This window comes from Methylobacterium terrae (genome assembly GCF_003173755.1).
Classification (GTDB): Bacteria; Pseudomonadota; Alphaproteobacteria; order Rhizobiales; family Beijerinckiaceae; genus Methylobacterium; species Methylobacterium terrae.
Map to the genome: position 1 here is coordinate 25,001 of NZ_CP029553.1, position 18,858 is coordinate 43,858.

The window sequence follows — 18,858 nt, forward strand, 5'->3', positions numbered from 1 at the left end:
GGTGACGACCTGCATCGCCACGCCCGGGAAGGCGGCGGCGATCTCGGCGCGGATGCCGGCCTCGGTCGGCTTCCCGCCGAGGGCGGCATCGAGGGCGCCCGCGCGCGGGCTCGAGACCAGCACCAGGTCGTCGCGGCCGCCGCTCCGCCCGGGCGCCGCCAGGGTGAGCGCCTGCTCGAAGCCGCCGGGGCCGTCGCGCTCGCGCAGGGCGACGGGCCGTCCGATCCAGGCCGGCAGGACGACGACCGGCGTCGCCCGGGCCCGGCGGACCGGGGCGGGCGGCAGCGACGCGTCGAGGCTGGCGAAGAGCGGTCCCGCGGGACGCTCCTGCGCGGTGCAGGCGGCGAGCGCGAGGGCCGCGGCGGCGAGGACGAGCGGGCGGATCACGGCAGGGTCCTTCGGGTCGCGGCGGCGAGGGCGCCGGTGGTGGCGGTGTCCGGCCGGGCCGGCGGGTCGGCGGGCACCGCCTGCCTCGCCGACCACAGGGTGCCGAGGGGGGCGGGACGCTCGGCGGCGCTCGGCGCGCTCGGGCCGGTCTCGCCGGTCCAGGCCGGCAGGAGCGCGAAGCCGAAGCGCTCGTAGGGCATCGGCCCGACCCCAGGGACCCGCCGCGCGGTGGTCGGACCGCGCGCCGCAGCCCGCGGCGGGGCGAGGGCGACCGGGCTGCCGGCGGGGGCGGCGCGCAGGTCGTTCTCCATCGCCACCGCCAGCGGAAAGTCGCTCCGGCGCACGAGCGGGGCGGACGCCGCCTCGAGGGCGTCGGGCTGGGGCACGCGCCCGCGCGGCTCCGCCCTGGGGGCGAGGTCGAGATAGGCGCCGCGGGCGGCCGGCTCGGCGGGGCGGGCCGGGCCCGGATCGCAGGGCGAGTTCCGCTCGGAGCGGGCCGCGAACAGCAGGCCGACCACCCGCGGAAAAAGCCCGTCGTAGCGGTTGACCACCTCGACGAAGGCGCGCTGCTGCCCGGCCCGCTGCAGTGCCAGGGCGTAGCCGTAGACCGTGGCCTCCTTGGGGAACCAGGCCACGGCGCGGCGGAACCAGGCCAGGGCCGCATCGAACTGGCAGGTGTTGGTGGCGTACCAGGCGAGCGCCTGCGCGCCCTCGCCCGAGGCGGTGGCGGCGGTGACCTCGGCGTAGCGGCGCAGGCGCTCGGGCTCGATCGCCGGAGGCACGGCCCGGGTCAGGTCGCGCTCCAGGATGTCGATGAACAGGAGCGCGTTGTTCACCAGCGGCTCGCGCCAGGCATAGGCCACGTCCTCGGCCTCCCGGCGCAGGCCGAGGCGCAGCAGGGTGTGGGCGAGGCCGTGCGCCACCATCGCGTCGCCGCCGCGGGCGATGGCGCGCTTGAACCAGGCGAGCGCCTCCGGCAGGTCGCTGCGCTTGAAGGCGTACCAGGCCACGAGGCCGGCCTGATCGGCGTCGGGGGCGGCCGCCGCGTAGGCCTGGAAGGCGGCGAGGTCGTCCGGCCGCACCGCCTGCCCGGCCTCGTCGTGCAGCACGGCGGCGATGCGGGCGCGGATCAGGTCGATGCGGACCGGCGCGAGGTCGTCGGCCGGGATGCCGGCGGCGAGACGGTCGATCTCGGCCATCGGCAGCAGAGGGAGCGCCCGCAGGAGGCCGGCCCGGCGCTCGCCCGCGCTGGCGCGGGGGGACGCGAGGCCGGCGCCGAACAGGGCCACGGCCTCCGGCGCCCGGTCGGTGCGGGCGAGCGCCTCGGCGACCGTCCAGGCCACCTCCGCGTCGCCGGCCTCGATCTCCGGCCGGCGCCGGTCGAAGAGGGTCGCGAGGTCGCTCCAGCGCCCGGCCTTGCCCGAGGCCCGCACCTCGTCGCGCAGGATCCGGCGGGCGAGGGCGCCGGCGAGCGCCCCCGAGGGTGTCCAGCCGGGCTCGGTCCGGGCGCGCTCGGCCATGGCCCCGCGCAGGGCGTCGAGGCGGTCGGCATTCAGGAGGTTCCAGAACCCGTCCTCGTCCTCCGCGCCCGGCTCGGCGGACCAGAGGTCGGCGGGCGGCGTCCAGCCCGGGAAGCGGCGGGCGAGGCGCTCGGCCTCCGCGGCCACCCGCTCGGTCCGGGCCTGCGAGGCGTAGTAGCGCAGGGCCGTCTCGTCGGGCCGCTCGGCCGCGAGAGCCGGCGGCGCACCGGCGAGGAGCGCGGGGCCGAGGGCGAGGATCAGCGCGGCGCGCATGCGGGATACCTCGTCTTCAGGGTGGCCAGCGCCAGGAGCTGCAGGGTCGCCGGGTAGTAGTGCTCGCTCTCGGCCCGCACCCGGGTGAGGCCGGGCGGGAACGGCACGGCCTTCGCGGCGCAGGCGGCGAGGGCGGGAATCGCGCCGTAGCCGGATTCGGCGAGCCGGGCGGTGACCCGGCCGCTCGCCACCTCGACGAGGGCGAGCCCGGCTTCCGGCCGCGGCCAGAGGTCCAGGAAGGGCGCGTAGAGGTCGGCCTCGGTCGTCCCCGCCATGGCGAGGTAGAGCGGAATCCGGAGGGCGTTGTAGGCGAACTCGGCCGGAAAGCCGTCGGCCGGGCGCGGCGCCCCGGCGAGGGAAATCCACTCGCTCGGCAGGCGCGCCGGGCCGAAGCGGGCGGCGCGGATCAGCCGGCGGCCGCTGCGGTCGAGCCCGGCCCAGTCGAATTCGGGGGCGAGGAGCGGCATCCGGTCGAAGGCCGGGAAGATCCAGTACGAGAGGTTGACCACCGGGCCGTCGGGCCGGTCCTCGGCGGAGAAGCCCGCCACCGCCGGCAGCAGCAGCGGCCCGTGGGCGGCCCGCGGCAGGATCAGCTTGCGCCCGAGCTCGACCGCGATGCGCCGGCCGGCGACCCGGTGCGAGGGGTCGCCCCACGCCGCCACCGCCTCGGCCAGCGCCCAGGCGACCAGGAGGTCGCCGTCGGCGGCGTCGTTCATGTCGGCGACCGCCGGACGCCGGTCGGGCTCCCAGCGCCAGGCGACGAGCTGGTCGTCGCGCACCATCAGGTTGGCGCGGGTCCAGGTCCAGATCCGCTCGAAGGTGGTCCGGTCGCCGGCCATCGCGGCGAGGAGCATGCCGTAGCCCTGGCCCTCGCTGTGGCTGATGCCGTTGTTGCCGGTATCGACCACCCGGCCGGACTCGGTGACGAAGCGGGCCTTGTAGGCGCGCCAGCCCTCGCTGTCGGCGAGCGGCGCCGTCTGGGCGGCGGCGGTGACGCACGGGCCGAGCAGGGCGAGAAGGACGGCGAGGATTCGCGTCACCTTCGGCCTCGGAACGCGCACTCTCACGACGTCCTCCTGCCGAGGTTGCGCACCAGCCGGTGGGTCGAGGCGGCGAGCAGCCCGGCGCAGGCGAGCGCCAGCAGGGCGTAGACCCCGCCGTTGAGGGAGAGCCAGCCGGCGGCGACGCGGCGCAGGTTGCCGAACGAGGCCGGGGCCGTCGCGACGTAGCGGGCGTTCTCCGGCGGGCTCGCCGTCACCGCGCCGTCGGGCGCCATGAGGGCGTGGCCGCCGCGGAGGCGGCTCCAGACCTGGGGCTGGACGAGGCAGCCGACCGCCTCGCTCAGGCCCGCCGGGGTCGGGGCGGTGACGAGGGTCAGCACGTCGTCCGGCGCCGGCCCGGTCACGGCCTGGGCGAGGGCGAGGGCGGCCTGTGCGACACCGGCATTCGGCGCGCCGGGATCCGATGCCGCCGGCCCGCGGCAGCCCGGGGGCGCGCCGAGGCGCAGGAGCCGGCGGCGGGCGGCCGCTCCCGCGTCGGGTGCCGAGATTTCGTCACCCGGGGCCGAGGATCGGCGCCGGGCCGGGGAGTCGCGCAGCGCCCAGGCGTCGCGCAGGGCCTGCGGGTCGAGGCCGGCCGCGGTCACGAGCGGCGCGTCGAGGCTGCGGGCCGCGGCCACCACCAGGGTCGGGCCGAGGATGCCCGCGCGCCCGGCCGCGAAGGCGAAGGGGATCGGACGCCCGGCGGCGAGGCCGAGGCGGGTCGCGAGCGTGGCGGCGGCCGCCATCGTGTCGCGGTCCGGGGCCGGCACCGCGAGGGTCGGGGCGCGGCCGCGCGCCTCCGGCCGGTAGGGGAACCCCGCGGCCGCGGTGGCGGCGAGGTCGGGCTGGCGGGCGATCCGGGCCAGGCGGGGAACGGTCAGGCGGGTGCTGGCGCGCAGCAGCAGGCGCTCGCCGGCCGGCGCCGCGCAGGCCTGGTCCCGGTCCCGGGGCAGCTCGGCGACGAGGTCGATCCGGTTGAGACCGGGGCGCAGCAGGCGCAGCGGCAGGAAGACCGTGCGCCGGCGCAGGGTCTCGCCGCCGGCCCGCCCGAGGGGGACGCTGCCGGCCGCCTCGCCGTTGATCGCCAGGCCGATCTGCGCGCCCGGCGCGAGGCGGGCCGGGTAGGTCGCGTCGAGGTCGAGGGCGAGCTTGTCGTAATCCGCCGCCAGGAGGTCGTGCGGCAGGGCGAGATCGAGGGTGAGGCGGTGGGTCCGGCCGGTGACGGCCGCGTCGGTGAGGCCGAGATCCGCGAGGGTCAGGCTCTCGCCGCCCTCGATCCGCCGCCCGCCGGCCGCGCTCAGGGCGGCCAGCCCCTCCGGGGTGCCCTTGAGCTTCGCGGCGGCGAGGTCGGCCAGCTGCGCCAGCGCCGCCGTCACGTCGGCCTCGCTCGCCCCGGTGACGACGACGACCGGGCGGCGCTCCGGCGTGCCCGGGATGAGGGCGAGGCGCGGGCCGGTGACCGGGCCGAGGGCCGCGATGTCGAGGCTGCGGGCGAGCTCGGCCGCCGGGGCCACCGCGAGCGCCACGCCGTCCCCGGCCTCGGGTGCCGGCACCGGTGCTTGCGTAAGCACCGGTGCTTGCGCCGGCACCGGTGCTTGCGCCGGCACGAAGGCGACGGCCGGATTCGCGAAGCGGCCGGCGAGCGCGAGCGCCTGGGCGGCGGCGAGCAGGCCCTCGACGCGGCGCTCGGACAGGCGCTCGCCGGTCTGGATCAGGCGGATCGGCACGGCGCCGTCGGGCCCCGGACGGAGGGCGGCGAGGTCGCCGAGCTCGGCCACTCCCCCGCCGGCGGAGACGAGGCCGGTGGTCTCGGTGTCGATCTGGGTCCACAGCTCGTAGGTCGCCGCCACCGTGCAATCGACGCGGTGGCGCTGCTCGACCGCGATCGAAAGGGCGTTGAAGCCCGGGCGCAGGGCGCCCGGCGGGATCGTCACGGTGTCGAGCGTGAGGCCGCGGGCGCCATCGATCGCGGTGCGGCCGATCTCGGCGCCGTTGAGGCCGATCCGCAGGCTCGACGCCTCGGGCAGGACCGAGATCGCCGAGAGGGTGCCGACCTGGAACCGCCCGCCCGCCCGCGCCTCGGCGGCGGTGACGAAGAGCGGCCAGGTCACGCTGCCGCCCTCGCCCCAGAGCCGCAGCGGGCGCGCGACGGCGGGGAGGCGCCGCAGGACCGGGCCCGCCGCGGCGGGCGGCGGGGCGGTGGCCGGGGCCGGCACCGGGCCGGGGGGAGCGCCCGGCAGCAGCATCGTGGGGGTCGGCCCGAATCCGGAGAAGGTCTGGGCCAGGGCTGGCGCGCCGCACAGGAAGGCGGGCGCGCCGCACAGGAGGGCGCCGAGCGCCGGGGGGAGGATGCGCATGGTTCGGGCTCCTCAGGCGGCGTTGCGCGAGGCCGCGAGCGCGTCGCGCAACGCGGCGATGAGGTCGCGGGCATCGCCGGCAGGAGCGGCCTGGACGGGCGGCACGCGGTGGGGCGGCGCGACGACGACCGGCGCCGACCCGGCCCCGGCGAGCGCCCGGATGCTCTCGGCCCAGGCCGTCGCGTCGAGCGTGGCCGCCTCGGGGGAGGACGCGGCGGCGAGGAGGTCGGAGATGGCGGCGCGCCACTCCGCCTCGGCCGCCGGCGCCTCGGGGGCAGAAATCGCTTCAGCGAGGGCCGGAACCGGGACGGGGGCGGACGCTCCCTCCCCCCGCACGGTCGCCGGGGCGACGATCGGAACGGGCGCCGGCACGACCGGGGCCGCCGGTGCGGTGGCGACGGGCGCGTCGACCGGACGCTCCCGGGCGATCTCGGCGGCGAGGATCAGCTGCGGCGCCGGCTCGGCCGCCTCCGTCGCGGCGGGTGCCAAGGCGGCGTGGACCGTGGCGGCGGGGACCGTGGCGATCGGCCTTTCCCGCGCGGCGGGAGCCCGAACGGCCGGCGGCGCGGCCTTGCCGAGGTAGGACAGAGCCCGCACCGGCTCGGCGACGCCCCAGGCGAGGAAGCGCAGGGTGCCGGTGACGAGGTCGCGGTGGCGCCGGCGCCCGTCGAGGAAGCCGCGCAGGGCCCCGGCATCGCCGTAGATCAGGCCGGCGAGCGTGCGGTAATCGGCGGTCGCCAGCGGCGCGAGGGCGACGCGGCACCGGTCCGGCCCGGTGATCGCCCGGAGGGTGAAGCGCAGGGGCGGTCCGCCCTCGGCGTGGAGGCGGCCGCCCTCCGGCATCGCCGGGAACGGCGCGCCGTCGGCCCGGCGCAGCGTCGCGGCCTCGGGGCTCATGCGCTCGACGATCACGGCCAGCCGCTCGGCGCCGATCGCGGCCTCGGCCGGACGGCCGACCGGCAGGCTCGGACTGCGCTCCTCCTGGCGGCGCTCCGCCACGACGCCGAGGCCTACGCCGGCGATCACCAGGTTGAAGGCGCACCACAGGCCGACGACGAGCATCAGGCTGGTGACGCCGGGCTCGTAGAGGTAGCGCCACGCCGCCATGCCGCAGCCGGCGGCGAGGCTTGCGAAGATCGCGAAGAACGGCCAGGCGAGGGCCGAGAGGTGGTCGTGCTCGAGGCTCACGCCCTTGGCGGTGACCGAGAAGCTCGGGCGCCGGGGCGAGGCGATCACCGAGACGATCGAGCGCACCAGGAACACGCCCTGGACGTACTCGTACAGCTCGGAGACGAACGGCCAGCGCACGTGGCCGTAGAGGTAGTTCTGGATCATCAGGTTGGCGACGATGTAGGTCGCCGTGTAGGCCAGGGCCTCGTCGACCGACGAGACGAAGATCTTGACGTCGAAGAAGATGTGCAGCAGCGGCGCCAGCATGAAGATCAGCCGCGGCAGCGGGAAGAACCAGAACGTCATGCTCGACAGGTAGGCGAGCCGCTGGATCGGCCGCAGACCCGGCTTCAGCAGCGGGTTCTTGAGCATCAGGATCTGGATCATGCCCTGGCACCAGCGCGAGCGCTGGACGACGAAGTCGGCCAGGCTCTCGGGCTGCAGGCCCGCGATCAGGGGCTTGGCGACGTAGGCGCTGGTCCAGCCCCGGCCGTGCAGGTCGAGGGCGGTCTCGCAATCCTCCGTGATGGTGATGCCCGAGAACCCGCCGACGGCGTCGAGGGCCCGCCGCCGCAGGAGCGCCGCCGAGCCGCAGAAGAACGAGCCGTTCCACTTGTCGAGCCCGGTCTGGGTCACGCCGTAGAACATCTCGTTCTCGGACGGCATCCTGGCGAAGGTGCGCAGGTTGCGCTCGATCGGGTCCGGGTTGAGGAAGACGTGCGGCGTCTGGACCAGGAACAGGTTCGGATCCTGGGAGAACAGCCCGACGGTCTCGGCGAGGAACGAGCGGAACGGCGCGTGGTCGGCGTCGAGCACCAGCACGATCTCTCCCTGCGAGGCGGAGAGCCCGTTGTTGAGGTTGCCGGCCTTGGCGTGCGCGTTGCGCTCCCGCGTGAGGTAGCGCGCGCCGAGCGCGCCGCAGAGCGCCCGCAGCTCGGCCCGCCGCGCCCGCGCGGCCGCTGCCTTCTCCGGGTCCGTGTCGGCGCACTTCTGGTCGGTGCCGCCGTCGTCGAGGAGCCAGACGGTCAGCTTGTCGGCCGGGTAGTCGAGGTTGAGCGCCGCCGCGACGGTGACGGCGAGGATCGAGGCCGGCTCGTTGTAGCTCGGGATCAGCACGTCGACGGCGGGCAGATCTGCCGGCAGGGCGGCGGTCTCGCGCACCAGCGGATCGGCGTTGACGACGAGGCTGACCGCCAGGATCAGCACGCAGTAGAGCTCGGCGGCGAGCAGCACGAGCCCGAAGCCGAGGCCGACCGGGTCGTCGGGGGACGGCAGCGTGCCGGTGACGCGCCAGTAGACGTAGCGGATCACCACCAGCGTCCCGAGCGCCAGGAAGGCGAGCCGGGGCAGGCCGCGGCGCGGGGTGGCGAGCCAGAGCACCACCATGCCGGCACACGCCCCGCCGCAGAGCCAGGCCTGCGCCTCCGGGCCGACCGGCTGGACGAGGAGACCGACGGTGAGGAGCGCCGACAGGCCCCAGGCGGTCCAGCGGAGAGCGGCGGCCATCAGAATCCCGCCCGCATGTCGACGGTGGTGTAGAGGCCGCCCTTGCGGGCCTGGTCGTGCAGGTAGCCGGCGGCGAGGCCGAATTGCAGCGCGCCGAGCTGGAATCCGCTCCAATGCGCGCCGATCCGCCACTGCCGGTAATAGTCGTCGCCGAGCAGCGCGACCTCGGGGCCGAGGAACCCGCCCATGACCGCCACGCCGCCCCGCACCCGGCCGTAATAGGCGTTGAAGGTGCTGGCATAGGTGCCGGTGGCGTGCACCATCGTGCCCTCGGTCGGCCGGGCGTAGACGTCGAGCGCGGCCTTGAGGCCGCCGGCGTTGCGCACGCTCGCCTCCAGCCCCGGCACCTCGTTGCGGCGGACGTTGAGGCCGACGAAGGCCGACAGCACCGCCTCCGGCCAGACCCAGCCGTAGCCGATCATCGCGGCCGCCTCCGCCTGCTGGCCGAGCCCGGTCCCGGCCCGGTAGGAGCCGATCGCCGTGTCGGCACGCAGGCGCAGGCCGCTTTTCAGAAGGGTGCCCGCCGGCGCCGCGGTGGCGGTGGCCCCGGCGAATTGCGAGCCCTGCGAGCTCACGGTCGCCGAGGTGTCGACCGAGACGATCCAGGCGTCCTGCGCCCCTGCGGGCTCGGCGCCGGTATACCAGTCGGCCGCGAACGCCGGCCGGCCACCGAGAGCGGCCGCCACCAGGACGCACGGAAGTGGGCCGCGCCGGACCACGGCGCGAGCGAGATTGCGGTGCATGTCGATACGCCACGAGACCCTGCGACACGGACAGGATCGGGCGTGCAGCGTTAAGCGGACCTTGCCGGGAAGACCTGCATCCCATGCGATGAAGTCTTACGACCTTCAGGATAATTTCCGCCGGCGGGGTAGCCCGCCGAGGCGCGTCAAGCCTACGGGAGCCTTGCATCCACAGCCGCGGCGGGGGAGGTGGGCCAGGCGCGTCGCGCCGGCTTCACCAAGCTCCGGGACATCGCGGGATCCCCTCCCCCGTGTGGGAGAGGGGTAGGGGTGAGGGTGCGACGCCTCCGGTTAGGTCGCTGAGCGTGGTGCTGGTAGCGGAACGGCCGACGCTTTGTTCGGCACCGTCTCCACCCTCACCCCCGACCCCTCTCCCACACGAGAAAGGGGGGAGCGCTCGACTTGCGAAATCGTGTGTCGTCGGACGCGAGCATTGGACGACGTGCTGCCGATACTTTCGAACCGCAAGCCCCTCCCCGCCCGTGGCGCCCTAGGCCGTACGGCCGAAGTTCGCCGGCGCGGCGGTTCCGGCGTCCAACTCGGCCCTCAGGCGCCGGATCTCGAACGAGGCGGCGGCGCAGCGGGCGCGGGCGCGCGCGAGCGCCATCGCGAAGGCCGCCCCGTCGCGGGCGACCTCGTCCTCGTCGCAGGCCTCGATCTCGGCGCAAGCCCGCGAGAGCGCCGCGAACCCGAGCATGCCGGCCGCCGAGACGAGGCCGTGCGCCTCGAAGCGCAGGCGCGCCCGGTCAGCCGCGTCGGTTCCGTCCCCGGCGAGCGCCCCGGCGACCTGATCGGCGAGGTGGCCGAGCAGCCGGCGCACCGCCTCCGGCGGCAGGATGGCGCGCACGCCGTCGTAGAGCGCGTGGTCGAGCGCCGCGGGCTCGTCCGCGGCGGGCGGCGCGGCCGGGCCGCGGTCGAGCCATCGCGCGAGCATCGCGGCGAGCTCGGCCGGGGTGAACGGCTTGCCGAGGTGGTCGTCCATCCCGGCGTCGCGGAACGACTGCACCTGGTCGGGCAGCACGTTGGCGGTCATGGCGATCACCGGCACCCGCGCGGCCTCGCCCGGCAGGCACCGGATCAGCCGGGTCGCCATCGTGCCGTCGAGGCCCGGCATCTGGACGTCCATCAGCACGAGGTCGTAGGTGCCAGCCTCGACCGCCCGCACCGCCTGGAAGCCGTCGACGGCGACGTCGACGCTGTGGCCGGCGGCCCGCAGGGTCAGGCAGGCGAGCTCGCGGTTCACCTCGATGTCCTCGACGAGGAGGATGCGGCCCCGGCGCCCCGGCACGGCGGCGGGGCGGGGTTCCGGCGCCGCCTGGTCCTCGGCCCGGGGCAGGGTCAGGGTGAACCAGAAGGTCGAGCCGCACCCGGCCTGCGAGATCACCCCGATCTCGCCGCCCATCGCCTCGACGAGGCGGCGGCTGATCGCCAGCCCGAGGCCGGTCCCGCCGTAGTCGCGGCGGATCGAGCTGTCGACCTGGGAGAAGCGCTCGAACAGCCGGTTCTGCTTGTCGGCCGGGATGCCGATGCCGGTATCGGCGACGCTGAGGCGGATGCGCTCGCCGGCCCGGCCGCTGCCCTCGTGGCGCAGCGAGAGGGCGACGCTGCCGCGGGGCGTGAACTTCACCGCGTTGTTGAGGAGGTTGATGAGGATCTGGCGCAGCCGCGCCTCGTCGCCGACGAGGCGGCGCGGCAGGCTCGCGTCGATCGCGCTCGTCACCGCGAGGCTCTTCTCGGCGGCCGCACCCCCGACGACGCCGAGGCAGGCCTCGGCCAGGGCCTCGATCGCGAACGGGTCGCGGCGCAAGGTCACCGCCCCGGCCTCCACCGACGAGAAGTCGAGGATGTCGTTGACGAGCGTCAGGAGGCCGCCCGCCGAGGAGCGCGCGAGAGCCGCGTAGCGCCGGAGCTCCGGCTCCAGCCCCTCGGCCTGGGCGAGCAGGCCCGTGAAGCCGATCACCGCGTTGAGCGGCGTGCGGATCTCGTGGCTCATCGCCGACAGGAAGTCGGTCTTGGCGGCGTTCGCCCGCTCGGCGGCGGCCTTCGCCGCCTCCGCCGCGGCCTTGGCGGCGACGAGGCCGGCCTCCGCGTCCTTGCGGGCCGAGATGTCGAGGTTGAGGCCGGTGACCCGCAGGGCCCGGCCGTCGGCATCGCGGCCGAGCCGGCCGATCGCCTGGATCCAGCGCATCCCGCCGGGGAGCACGACCCGGAAGGCGATGTCGACGGTCCCTCCCCCGGCCACCGCGCCGCGGAAGGCGGCGAGCGCCGGCTTGCGGTCCTGCGGCGCCAGCCGCCGCAGCCAGGCGCCGAGCGCGATCACCGCCGGCCGGTCGCCGGGCAGGCCGTGCAGACGGGCGCTCTCTGGCGCCAGGGTGACCTCGCGGGTGACGAGGTCGAGGTCGAACAGGCCGGCGCCGGCCGCCTCCTGGGCCAGCCGCAGGAGGTCGCCGGTCTCCTCCAGCGCCTTGCGGGCGGCCAGGATCTCGTCGATGTCGAGGGCCGAGCCGAGCCAGCCGAGGAGCGCGTCGTCCTTGCGCAGGGGCTGGAAGGAGAGCTGGTGCCAGCGATAGGCGCCGTCGCGGTCGCGCAGGCGCCCCTGCGCCTCGCCGCTGCCGCCCTCCCCGAGGGCGGCGGCGATCCGCGGCCGGTCGTCGGGGTGATAGCGCTCCTCCCGGCCTGCGCGGCCCGGACCGATCGCGCCGAAATAGCGCTCGAAGGCCGGGTTGGCGTAGACGGTCTCGCCGGTATCGGTGCGCTCCATCCAGACGAGCTGGGGCAGCGTGTCGGCGAGCGCGCGGTAATGCGCCCGGCTCGCCCGCAGCGAGGCCTCGGTGTCCTGGCGCGCGGCGGCGTCGCGGATCGTCGCGACGAAGGGCGGGCCTTGCGCCGACAGCCGGGTCTCGACCCAGATCCAGCGCCCGTCGGCATGGGCGAGGCGGTGCACCAGGGCGCCGCCCCCGGCGAGGAGCGTCGCGAGGCCGGCGCGGTCCTCGGGATGGACGAGGTCGGCGAGGACGAGGCCCGCGAGGGTGTCGGGCGGGCGGCCGGTCAGCGCCCGGCTCGCCGGCGAGGCGCCGACGAGCCGGCCGGAGCGGTCGATCTCGGCGACGAGGTCGGGGCAGGCGGCGAGAAGCCGCGCGGCGCTCCCGCCCCCGAACAGCCGCGCGAGGGCGGCGCGCCAGCCGGCGCGCGTCGGCTCACGCGCCATGACCTCACGCGCCATGACCTCACGCGCCATGACCTCACGCGCCATGACGGCGGTCCGGCCCGGCGCCGCGCACCGCCCTTCTCCGTGCCCGGAGGACCACCGGATGCGGCTTCGTGTCGGAACCCATCGTCATGTCGCGGCGATCTCGGGAAGAACGAAAAGTTGTCAGATGATGGTTAACCGTCAATTCATTAAACGGGACTTAACCTCTCTCTGCGACCACGGACCGTATGAACGCCACGCCCCACACGCCACGAACCGGTCCGGTTTCCCCAGGGTCGGTGGGCCTCGTCGCCGAGGCGCGGAACGGCGGCGAGCGGCGTCGCGACCGGCGCTTCCCCGTCACCCTGTCGGCCCGGCTGCGCCACGGCGATCGGAGCTACCGCACCGAGATCCTGAACCTGAGCCGCGGCGGGCTGCTGCTGGCGCCGGTGGCGGCGATTCCGCTCGGTCCCGGCGCGGCGATCCGGATCGAGGCGGCGTCGATCGGCGAGGTCGAGGCCCGCGTGGTCAGCCTGAGCGCGCTCGGGATCCACGTGCGGCTCGAGGACGCCTCGGAACGCTTCCAGCACGCCCTGGTGCGTCTCGCGCGGCTGACGCGGATCTGGACGGTGCCGGGGGTGTGAGCGGGTTGCCCGACCGCACCGGTCGGCAGCCCGGACGAGCATCCTGTCGGCGCGACGTCCCGATGGCCTCCGCGCCATCCCAGGGCTGCGCAGCGGAGCCCGGTATCCATCAGCGCCGACGATCCAGGATGAGATGGCGGGCGTGCCGCATTCTCCGGAGCCGTCGGCGGCTCCCGGGTCGTCGCCTCCGACGAGCCGCAGGATGACGCGGAGGGCTTCGCGCCGAGGAAGAACATCGGAGACCGGCGTCGCGGGTACGCCGGATACCAGAGCGGAGGCGGCCGAGGTCGGGGCTCATCGGTCACCGGAAGGCGCACGCGAGCGCGTGGCTTCACCGCCCCGTGGGGGCCGCCTCCGCCCCGTCATCCGCTGGATCTGCCGCTACGCCTCGGCCCGAACGGGTGCCGGGGCGATCGTCGCGGCCCGCCTCATGGGTGGCGTCATGCCTTCCTCCGTCGGTGCCGCGCTGCCCGCGAACGGTGGAGCGCGAACGGGAGCCTGATCCCGTCCGCGCCGGCCGTCAAGCGGCCGATGCAAGCGGCCGATGCAAGCGGCCGATGGAGGTCACGCCGCCGAGGCGTCGGCGCCGAGGCGGGCGGGCTTGGTCCGGATGTCCTTCGTCCGGATATCCATCGCGTTGCCGCGCCAGACGATGTCGCGGGCGACCCAGGCGGCGAGCCAGATCGGCACGAACAGCAGGTCGCGGGCGAGGCAGGCGAGCGGGAAGCGCGGGGAGCGCGGCCAGCCGTTGCGGGCGGCGAGCCGCCATTCGGCGCCGTACCAGGCGGCCGCCGTCCCGAGCATCGCCGCGAGGCCGGGGAGCCCGCCGCCGGCCGCCGGATAGGCCGCGAGCATCGGGATCACCGCGCCGGTGCCGATCTCGGGGGCGAAGAACAGCGGGAAGGTGACGCGGCGCAGCCGCGCCCAGCGCAGCTGGCGCGACCACACCTCGCCCGCCCGCCGGGGCCCGAGGGGCTGGGCGAAGGGCGAGGCGACGAGGTGGACCTGCCGGCCCATCGCCCGCACCAGCTTGGTCGCGGCGGCGTCCTCGGCGATCTCGGCGGCGAGCGCCCGGATGCCGCCCTTCGCCTCGAGCAGCGGCCGGTGCCAGAGCATGCTCTTTCCTTGCGCGAAGCCGAGGCCCAGGGCCTCGCCGACGTACTGCCACCGGGCCTGGAGGGTGTTGAGGAAGGCGCACTCGACCTCGGCCCAGAAGCTGCCGGGCCGCGTGCCGATCGGCGTCGAGCAGACGAGGCCGGTCTCGGGCCGCCAGGCCGCGCGCAGGCGCTGGACGTAGTCCGGCGGCATCAGCACGTTCGAATCGGCCAGGACGATCCAGTCGTGGCGCGCCGCCTCCCAGCCGCGGATGCAGTTATTGAGCTTCGGGTTGTCGCTCACGCGCTCCTCGCCGACGATCAGCCGGGCCGGCACGGAGGGGTGACCGGCGATCAGCCGCTCGACGAGCGGCACGATCGGGTCGGTGGCGCGGGCGACGCAGAAGACCAGCTCGTAGGCCGGATAGGCGAGGCGGAAGCTCGAGGTCAGGGTCTCCTCGCTGTAGGTCTCGAGGCCGCAGACCGGCCGCACGATCGTGACCGGGACGTCCGCGAGCATCGCCGGCTCGGGATCCGGCCGCCCGAGCCGGCGCAGCGCGATGGCGAGGCTCGCGAGGTTGATCAGCGTGAGGGTGAGGCAGATGATGGCGGCGATGCCGGTACCGGTCATGCGGGTCCTCCCGGGCCGGTGCCGACCCGGGCCCTGTCCTCCCCTCAAACAGGCGGGCTGTTGCAGCCGTATGACGGTGGGGCGCTCCCGGGCGCGGCGTTCCCCGCGATGCTCCCGGGGGCGTTCCCCGGCGGCATCACCCTGGACCCCGCCCCCGGCCAGGCTAGATCTGACCCGACCCGCGAACCCGAAGGGCCCGGCATGACGCGCACCCCCGATCCCCGCCCGACCCTCCAGGCCCCCGACGACGATCCCCATCTCTGGCTCGAGGAGATCGACGGCGAGCGGGCGCTCGCCTGGGTCGAGGCGCAGAACGCCGACACGCTCGCGGCCCTCGCCGACGGGCGCTACGCCGCCGACCGCGACGGCCTGAAGGCCGCCCTCGACCGGCCGGACAAGATCCCGGGCGTCACCCGGCGCGGCGGCCTGTTCTACAACCTGTGGCAGGATGCCGGGCATCCCCGCGGCCTGTGGCGGCGAACGACGGACAGCGAGTACCCCAAGCCCGAGCCGGCATGGGACGTGCTGCTCGACCTCGACGCGCTCGCCCGCGACGAGGGCGAGGACTGGGTGTGGAGCGGCGCCGCGAGCCTGCCGGGCAGCCACGCGCGGGCGCTGGTCCAGCTCTCCCGCGGCGGCGGCGACGCGACCGTGGTGCGCGAGTTCGACCTCTCCGAGCGCCGCTTCGTCGAGGGCGGCTTCGCGCTGCCGGAAGCGAAGAGCATCCCGGTCTGGCTCGACCCCGACACGCTGCTCCTGGCCTCGCCCCTCGGCGGGCCGGAGCACGCGACGCCGGCGGGCTACGCCCGCACCGTGCGGCTGTGGCGGCGCGGCACCGACCCGCTCCAGGCCCCGGTGATCTTCTCGGCCGGTCCGACCAGCATGGTCGCCTACGCCTATCCGGACCGGGAGGCGACACCGGAGCGCCTGGTCTTCGCCGAGCGGACCGGCTTCTTCGACGGCACGATCGGCTTGGGCGACCGCACCGGCCCGAAGACCCGCCTCGACATCCCGACCGATGCCGATGCCCATTGGCATCGCGGCTTCCTCGCCATCCGCACCCGCACGCCGTGGGAGGTGGGCGGGACGACCCATCCGGCCGACAGCGTGCTCGGCATCGGGCTCGACGCGTTCCTGGCCGGCGCGCGGGACGTGGAGGTGCTGTTCACCCCCGGTCCGCGCCGGGCGCTGCAGGGCTTCTTCTGGACCGGCGGTCGGCTGGTGATCTCGGTCCTCGACGACTTGAAGGCGGTCTTTCCGGTCTTCACCCCCGCGGCGGGCGGCTGGACCGAGAGCAGGGTGGCGGGGCTGCCGGAGCTCGGCGTGGTCGGCGTGTGGTCGATGGACGGCGAGGAGGAGGAATCGAACGGCGACCTCCTGGTGGCGGCGAACGACCCCGTCACCCCCTCGACCCTGCTCGCGTCGAATCCCGACCTCGCCGCGCCGGTGCTCCTGAAGCAGGCCCCGTCCCTGTTCGAGGCCGACGGCCTGGTGGTGACCCGGCACGAGGCGGTGTCGAGCGACGGCGAGCGCATCCCTTACGTCCAGGCCGGGCCGCCGGGAGAGACCGGCGAGGCGCCGGTGCACCTGTCAGGGTATGGCGGCTTCCAGGTGACGAACCTCGCCGGTTACTCGGCGGTGCTCGGCCGGCTCTGGCTCGCCAAGGGCGGCACCCGGGTGGTGGCCAACATCCGCGGCGGCGGCGAGTTCGGCACCCGCTGGCACGAGGCCGGGCGGCGCGAGGGCAAGGCGCTCACCCACGACGACTTCGCGGCGGTGGCCGCCGACCTCGTGCGCCGCGGCGTGACGCACCCCAAGCGCATCGCCGCCGAGGGCGGCTCGAACGGCGGACTCCTGGTCGCCAACATGCTGACGCGTTACCCCGAGCGGTTCGGGGCGCTGTTCTGCACCGTGCCGCTGATCGACATGCGGCGCTACACCAGGCTGCTCGCCGGCGCGAGCTGGATCGCCGAGTACGGCGATCCCGACGTCCCGGAGGACTGGGCCTTCCTGCAGACCATCTCGGCCTACCACGTCGCGGAAGCCGGCAAGCCCTACCCGCCGATCCTGATCGCCACGACGCGACGCGACGACCGGGTGCATCCGGGCCACGCCCGCAAGATGGCGGCGAAGCTCCAGGCGCTCGGCTACGACGCCCGCTTCTACGAGCCCGAGGCCGGCGGCCATTCCCACGGCAAGAACAGCGCCGAGACCGCCGCCTTCGCGGCGCTCGGCGCCGCCTTCCTGCGCCGGGCGATCGGCTGGGAGCCGGAAGTCGCTGGCACGTAGAGGTATCTGCGCAGTCAAACCCGGGAACCTTGACGCGGCGCGCACGTCTTTCCGGCACTCGAAGCGTGGCATATCGCCCCCGCGTCAGTCCGGATGAGGAAGTCTCCACGATGCGCGCCGCAACAGCTCTCCTCGTCACCCTCTGCGTGGCGGGGGCCGGTGCCGGGATGACCGAGGCGCGGGCCGGGATCCTGATCCGGGTCGACAAGACCACCCAGCGAATGACCGTGACGCGCGACGGGCAGACGCTCTACGACTGGCCGGTCTCGACCGGCATGGCCGGCTACAGCACGCCCCGCGGCGCGTTCGCGCCCTCGCGCATGGTGGTCGATTACCGCTCGCGCGAGTGGGACGACGCGCCGATGCCGCACGCGATCTTCTTCACCGGACGTGGCCACGCCATCCACGGCAGCTCCCATACCGGCCGCCTCGGCAGTCCTGCCTCCCACGGCTGCGTGCGCCTCGCCCCGGGCAAGGCCGCGGCCCTCTACGCCCTCGTGAAGGCCGAGGGCATGGGCAACACCCGGGTGGTGATCGGCGGCGACGAGACCGTCCTCGCCGGGCGGGCCTCGCCGCGCCGTGAGGCGCGGGCGCGCCTCGACCAGGACGGCTTCGCACCGGTCGTCCGCGCCGCGCGCGGCCGCTCGTACGATCCGTGGGGCGATGAGGGCTGGCAGCCGGTCGGGGCGACGTACCCGTCTCCCTACGGCGGGACGTCCTACTCGTACGGGCCGTCGTATTGAGAGCGGCGACGTCGCTCAGGTCGAGGTGACATCGTGTCCGGAAGATGACTTCCGGACACGATGTCACAAGCCCGCGCGGTGAAGCCGACGGCTTCACACGCCTGAGCGAAGCCGAGGGCGTCCTACCGCCCCTCCCCCGCCACGAAGGCCAGCGTCCTGCGGTGCGCCTCCTCGTCGGTGAACTGCTCCGGCGGCGACTTCATCAGCCAGCTCGACGGCCCGACCAGCGCCCCCCCGATGCCGCGCTCCCGCGCCAGTGCGGCGCAGCGCACCGCGTCGATGACGATGCCGGCGGAATTCGGCGAATCCCACACCTCCAGCTTCAGCTCGAGGTTCAGCGGCACGCCCCCGAAGGCCGTGCCTTCCAGGCGGATATGCGCCCATTTCCGGTCGCTCAGCCACGGCACGTAGTCGCTCGGGCCGACATGGATGGCGTCGGGCGGCAGGGCGGTCTCGAGCTGGCTCTGCACCGATTGCGTCTTCGAGATCTTCTTCGATTCGAGTCGCTCGCGCTCCAGCATGTTGCGGAAATCGGCGTTGCCGCCGAAATTCAGCTGGTAGGTCCGCTCCAGCCTCACGCCGCGTTCGCGGAAGAGATGGGCGAGCGCCCGATGCACGATGGTGGCGCCGACCTGGCTCTTGATGTCGTCGCCGATGAGCGGCAGCCCGGCGGCCGCGAAGCGCTGGCGCCATTCGGGATGCGAGGCGATGAAGACCGGGATGCAGTTGACGAAGGCGCAGCCCGCCGCCAGCGCCGCTTCCGCGTAGAACTCGGTGGCGGCTTGCGACCCGACCGGCAGGTAGGAGACCAGCACCTCGGCGCGTGCGCGCCGCAAGCTGGCGGCGACGTCGACCGGCCGGACGGAGGATTCCGGCACGATCGCTTCCAGATAGCGGCCGAGCCCGTCGAGTGTCGGGCCGCGCTCCACGGTGACGCCCGTCGGCGCCACGTCGGCGAAGCGGGCGGTGTTGTTGGGCGCGGCCAGGATCGCCTCGGCGAGGTCGCGGCCGACCTTGTCCCGCGCGACGTCGAAGGCCGCCGCCACCGTGACGTCCGCTACACGGTAGCCGCCGAGATCGGGGCTCATCAGGCCCGGCACCGCCTCGCCGGGGCCGGCTTCCCGGTAATAGGTCAGGCCCTGCACGAAGGAGGACGCGCAGTTGCCGACGCCCGCGATCGCGACCCGCACGCTCTTCTGGCCCACTGACGGCACTCCTTCAGACCGATACCCTCCGGGACTAAGTAGAACACTCCGGCGGAGTATCGATCC

At 75.1% G+C, this 18,858-nt stretch carries 12 protein-coding genes (1 of these 12 running past the window's edge); 3 read left to right on the plus strand and 9 right to left on the minus strand.

Annotated elements, in window-relative coordinates:
- The 7 genes from bcsN to DK419_RS00165 form a co-directional block, all read right to left on the minus strand.
- Positions 1-387, minus strand: the start of a protein-coding gene (gene bcsN / locus DK419_RS00135) for a cellulose biosynthesis protein BcsN (RefSeq protein ID WP_162561092.1). 525 nt of this gene lie to the left of the window's left edge; only the first 387 of its 912 coding nucleotides appear in the window; it begins with the start codon at positions 385-387; its stop codon lies off the left edge, out of view.
- Positions 384-2,180 (minus strand): tetratricopeptide repeat protein, encoded by a 1,797-nt coding sequence (locus DK419_RS00140; protein WP_109957304.1) that lies wholly within the window; start codon positions 2,178-2,180, stop codon positions 384-386. The genes bcsN and DK419_RS00140 overlap by 4 nt, the downstream gene beginning before the upstream one ends.
- Positions 2,165-3,220, minus strand: a complete 1,056-nt coding sequence (locus DK419_RS00145; RefSeq protein ID WP_109962027.1) for a family 8 glycosyl hydrolase — start codon at positions 3,218-3,220, stop codon at positions 2,165-2,167. Before DK419_RS00145 ends, DK419_RS00140 begins: the two co-directional genes overlap by 16 nt.
- A 23-nt stretch (positions 3,221-3,243) precedes the next feature.
- Positions 3,244-5,577 carry a cellulose biosynthesis cyclic di-GMP-binding regulatory protein BcsB gene (locus DK419_RS00150; protein ID WP_109957305.1) on the minus strand — a complete coding sequence of 778 codons (2,334 nt, stop codon included), beginning with the start codon at positions 5,575-5,577 and terminating at the stop codon, positions 3,244-3,246.
- A 12-nt stretch (positions 5,578-5,589) separates the two neighbouring features.
- Positions 5,590-8,253: a UDP-forming cellulose synthase catalytic subunit gene (gene bcsA / locus DK419_RS00155; protein WP_109957306.1), complete on the minus strand. Its 2,664-nt coding sequence runs from the start codon at positions 8,251-8,253 to the stop codon at positions 5,590-5,592.
- Complete coding sequence (bcsS, locus tag DK419_RS00160) at positions 8,253-8,939, minus strand: cellulose biosynthesis protein BcsS (RefSeq protein ID WP_162561093.1); 687 nt, start codon at positions 8,937-8,939, stop codon at positions 8,253-8,255. The genes bcsA and bcsS overlap by 1 nt, the downstream gene beginning before the upstream one ends.
- Positions 8,940-9,486: 547 nt before the next feature.
- Positions 9,487-12,249, minus strand: coding sequence for a PAS domain-containing hybrid sensor histidine kinase/response regulator (locus DK419_RS00165; protein WP_109957308.1), 2,763 nt, complete (start codon positions 12,247-12,249; stop codon positions 9,487-9,489).
- Positions 12,250-12,485: 236 nt separating this feature from the next.
- On the opposite strand from DK419_RS00165, the gene DK419_RS00170 reads away from it, so the two are divergent.
- A complete protein-coding gene (locus tag DK419_RS00170; protein WP_162561094.1) occupies positions 12,486-12,830 on the plus strand; it encodes a PilZ domain-containing protein in 345 nt (114 codons plus the stop codon).
- Positions 12,831-13,394: 564 nt separating this feature from the next.
- On the opposite strand, the gene DK419_RS00175 is transcribed toward DK419_RS00170, so the two are convergent.
- Positions 13,395-14,555 (minus strand): ceramide glucosyltransferase, encoded by a 1,161-nt coding sequence (locus DK419_RS00175; RefSeq protein WP_109957310.1) that lies wholly within the window; start codon positions 14,553-14,555, stop codon positions 13,395-13,397.
- Positions 14,556-14,756: 201 nt separating this feature from the next.
- On the opposite strand from DK419_RS00175, the gene DK419_RS00180 reads away from it, so the two are divergent.
- Positions 14,757-16,844 carry a prolyl oligopeptidase family serine peptidase gene (locus DK419_RS00180; RefSeq protein ID WP_109957311.1) on the plus strand — a complete coding sequence of 696 codons (2,088 nt, stop codon included), beginning with the start codon at positions 14,757-14,759 and terminating at the stop codon, positions 16,842-16,844.
- A gap of 110 nt (positions 16,845-16,954) precedes the next feature.
- Positions 16,955-17,587 (plus strand): L,D-transpeptidase, encoded by a 633-nt coding sequence (locus DK419_RS00185; protein ID WP_109957312.1) that lies wholly within the window; start codon positions 16,955-16,957, stop codon positions 17,585-17,587.
- Positions 17,588-17,709: 122 nt separating this feature from the next.
- Here DK419_RS00185 and DK419_RS00190 read toward each other — a convergent pair whose 3' ends face one another.
- Positions 17,710-18,792, minus strand: a complete 1,083-nt coding sequence (locus tag DK419_RS00190; protein WP_109957313.1) for an inositol-3-phosphate synthase — start codon at positions 18,790-18,792, stop codon at positions 17,710-17,712.
- Between the last annotated feature and the right edge of the window lie 66 nt (positions 18,793-18,858).

Bases quoted from the DNA above. Each gene is read 5' to 3' on its own strand.
- DK419_RS00140 (WP_109957304.1), bottom strand. From the start codon at position 2,180: ATGCGCGCCGCGCTGATCCTCGCCCTCGGCCCCGCGCTCCTCGCCGGT.
- DK419_RS00150 (WP_109957305.1), bottom strand. From the start codon at position 5,577: ATGCGCATCCTCCCCCCGGCGCTCGGCGCCCTCCTGTGCGGCGCGCCC.
- bcsA (WP_109957306.1), bottom strand. From the start codon at position 8,253: ATGGCCGCCGCTCTCCGCTGGACCGCCTGGGGCCTGTCGGCGCTCCTC.
- DK419_RS00165 (WP_109957308.1), bottom strand. From the start codon at position 12,249: ATGGCGCGTGAGGTCATGGCGCGTGAGGTCATGGCGCGTGAGGTCATG.
- DK419_RS00175 (WP_109957310.1), bottom strand. From the start codon at position 14,555: ATGACCGGTACCGGCATCGCCGCCATCATCTGCCTCACCCTCACGCTG.
- DK419_RS00180 (WP_109957311.1), top strand. From the start codon at position 14,757: ATGACGCGCACCCCCGATCCCCGCCCGACCCTCCAGGCCCCCGACGAC.
- DK419_RS00185 (WP_109957312.1), top strand. From the start codon at position 16,955: ATGCGCGCCGCAACAGCTCTCCTCGTCACCCTCTGCGTGGCGGGGGCC.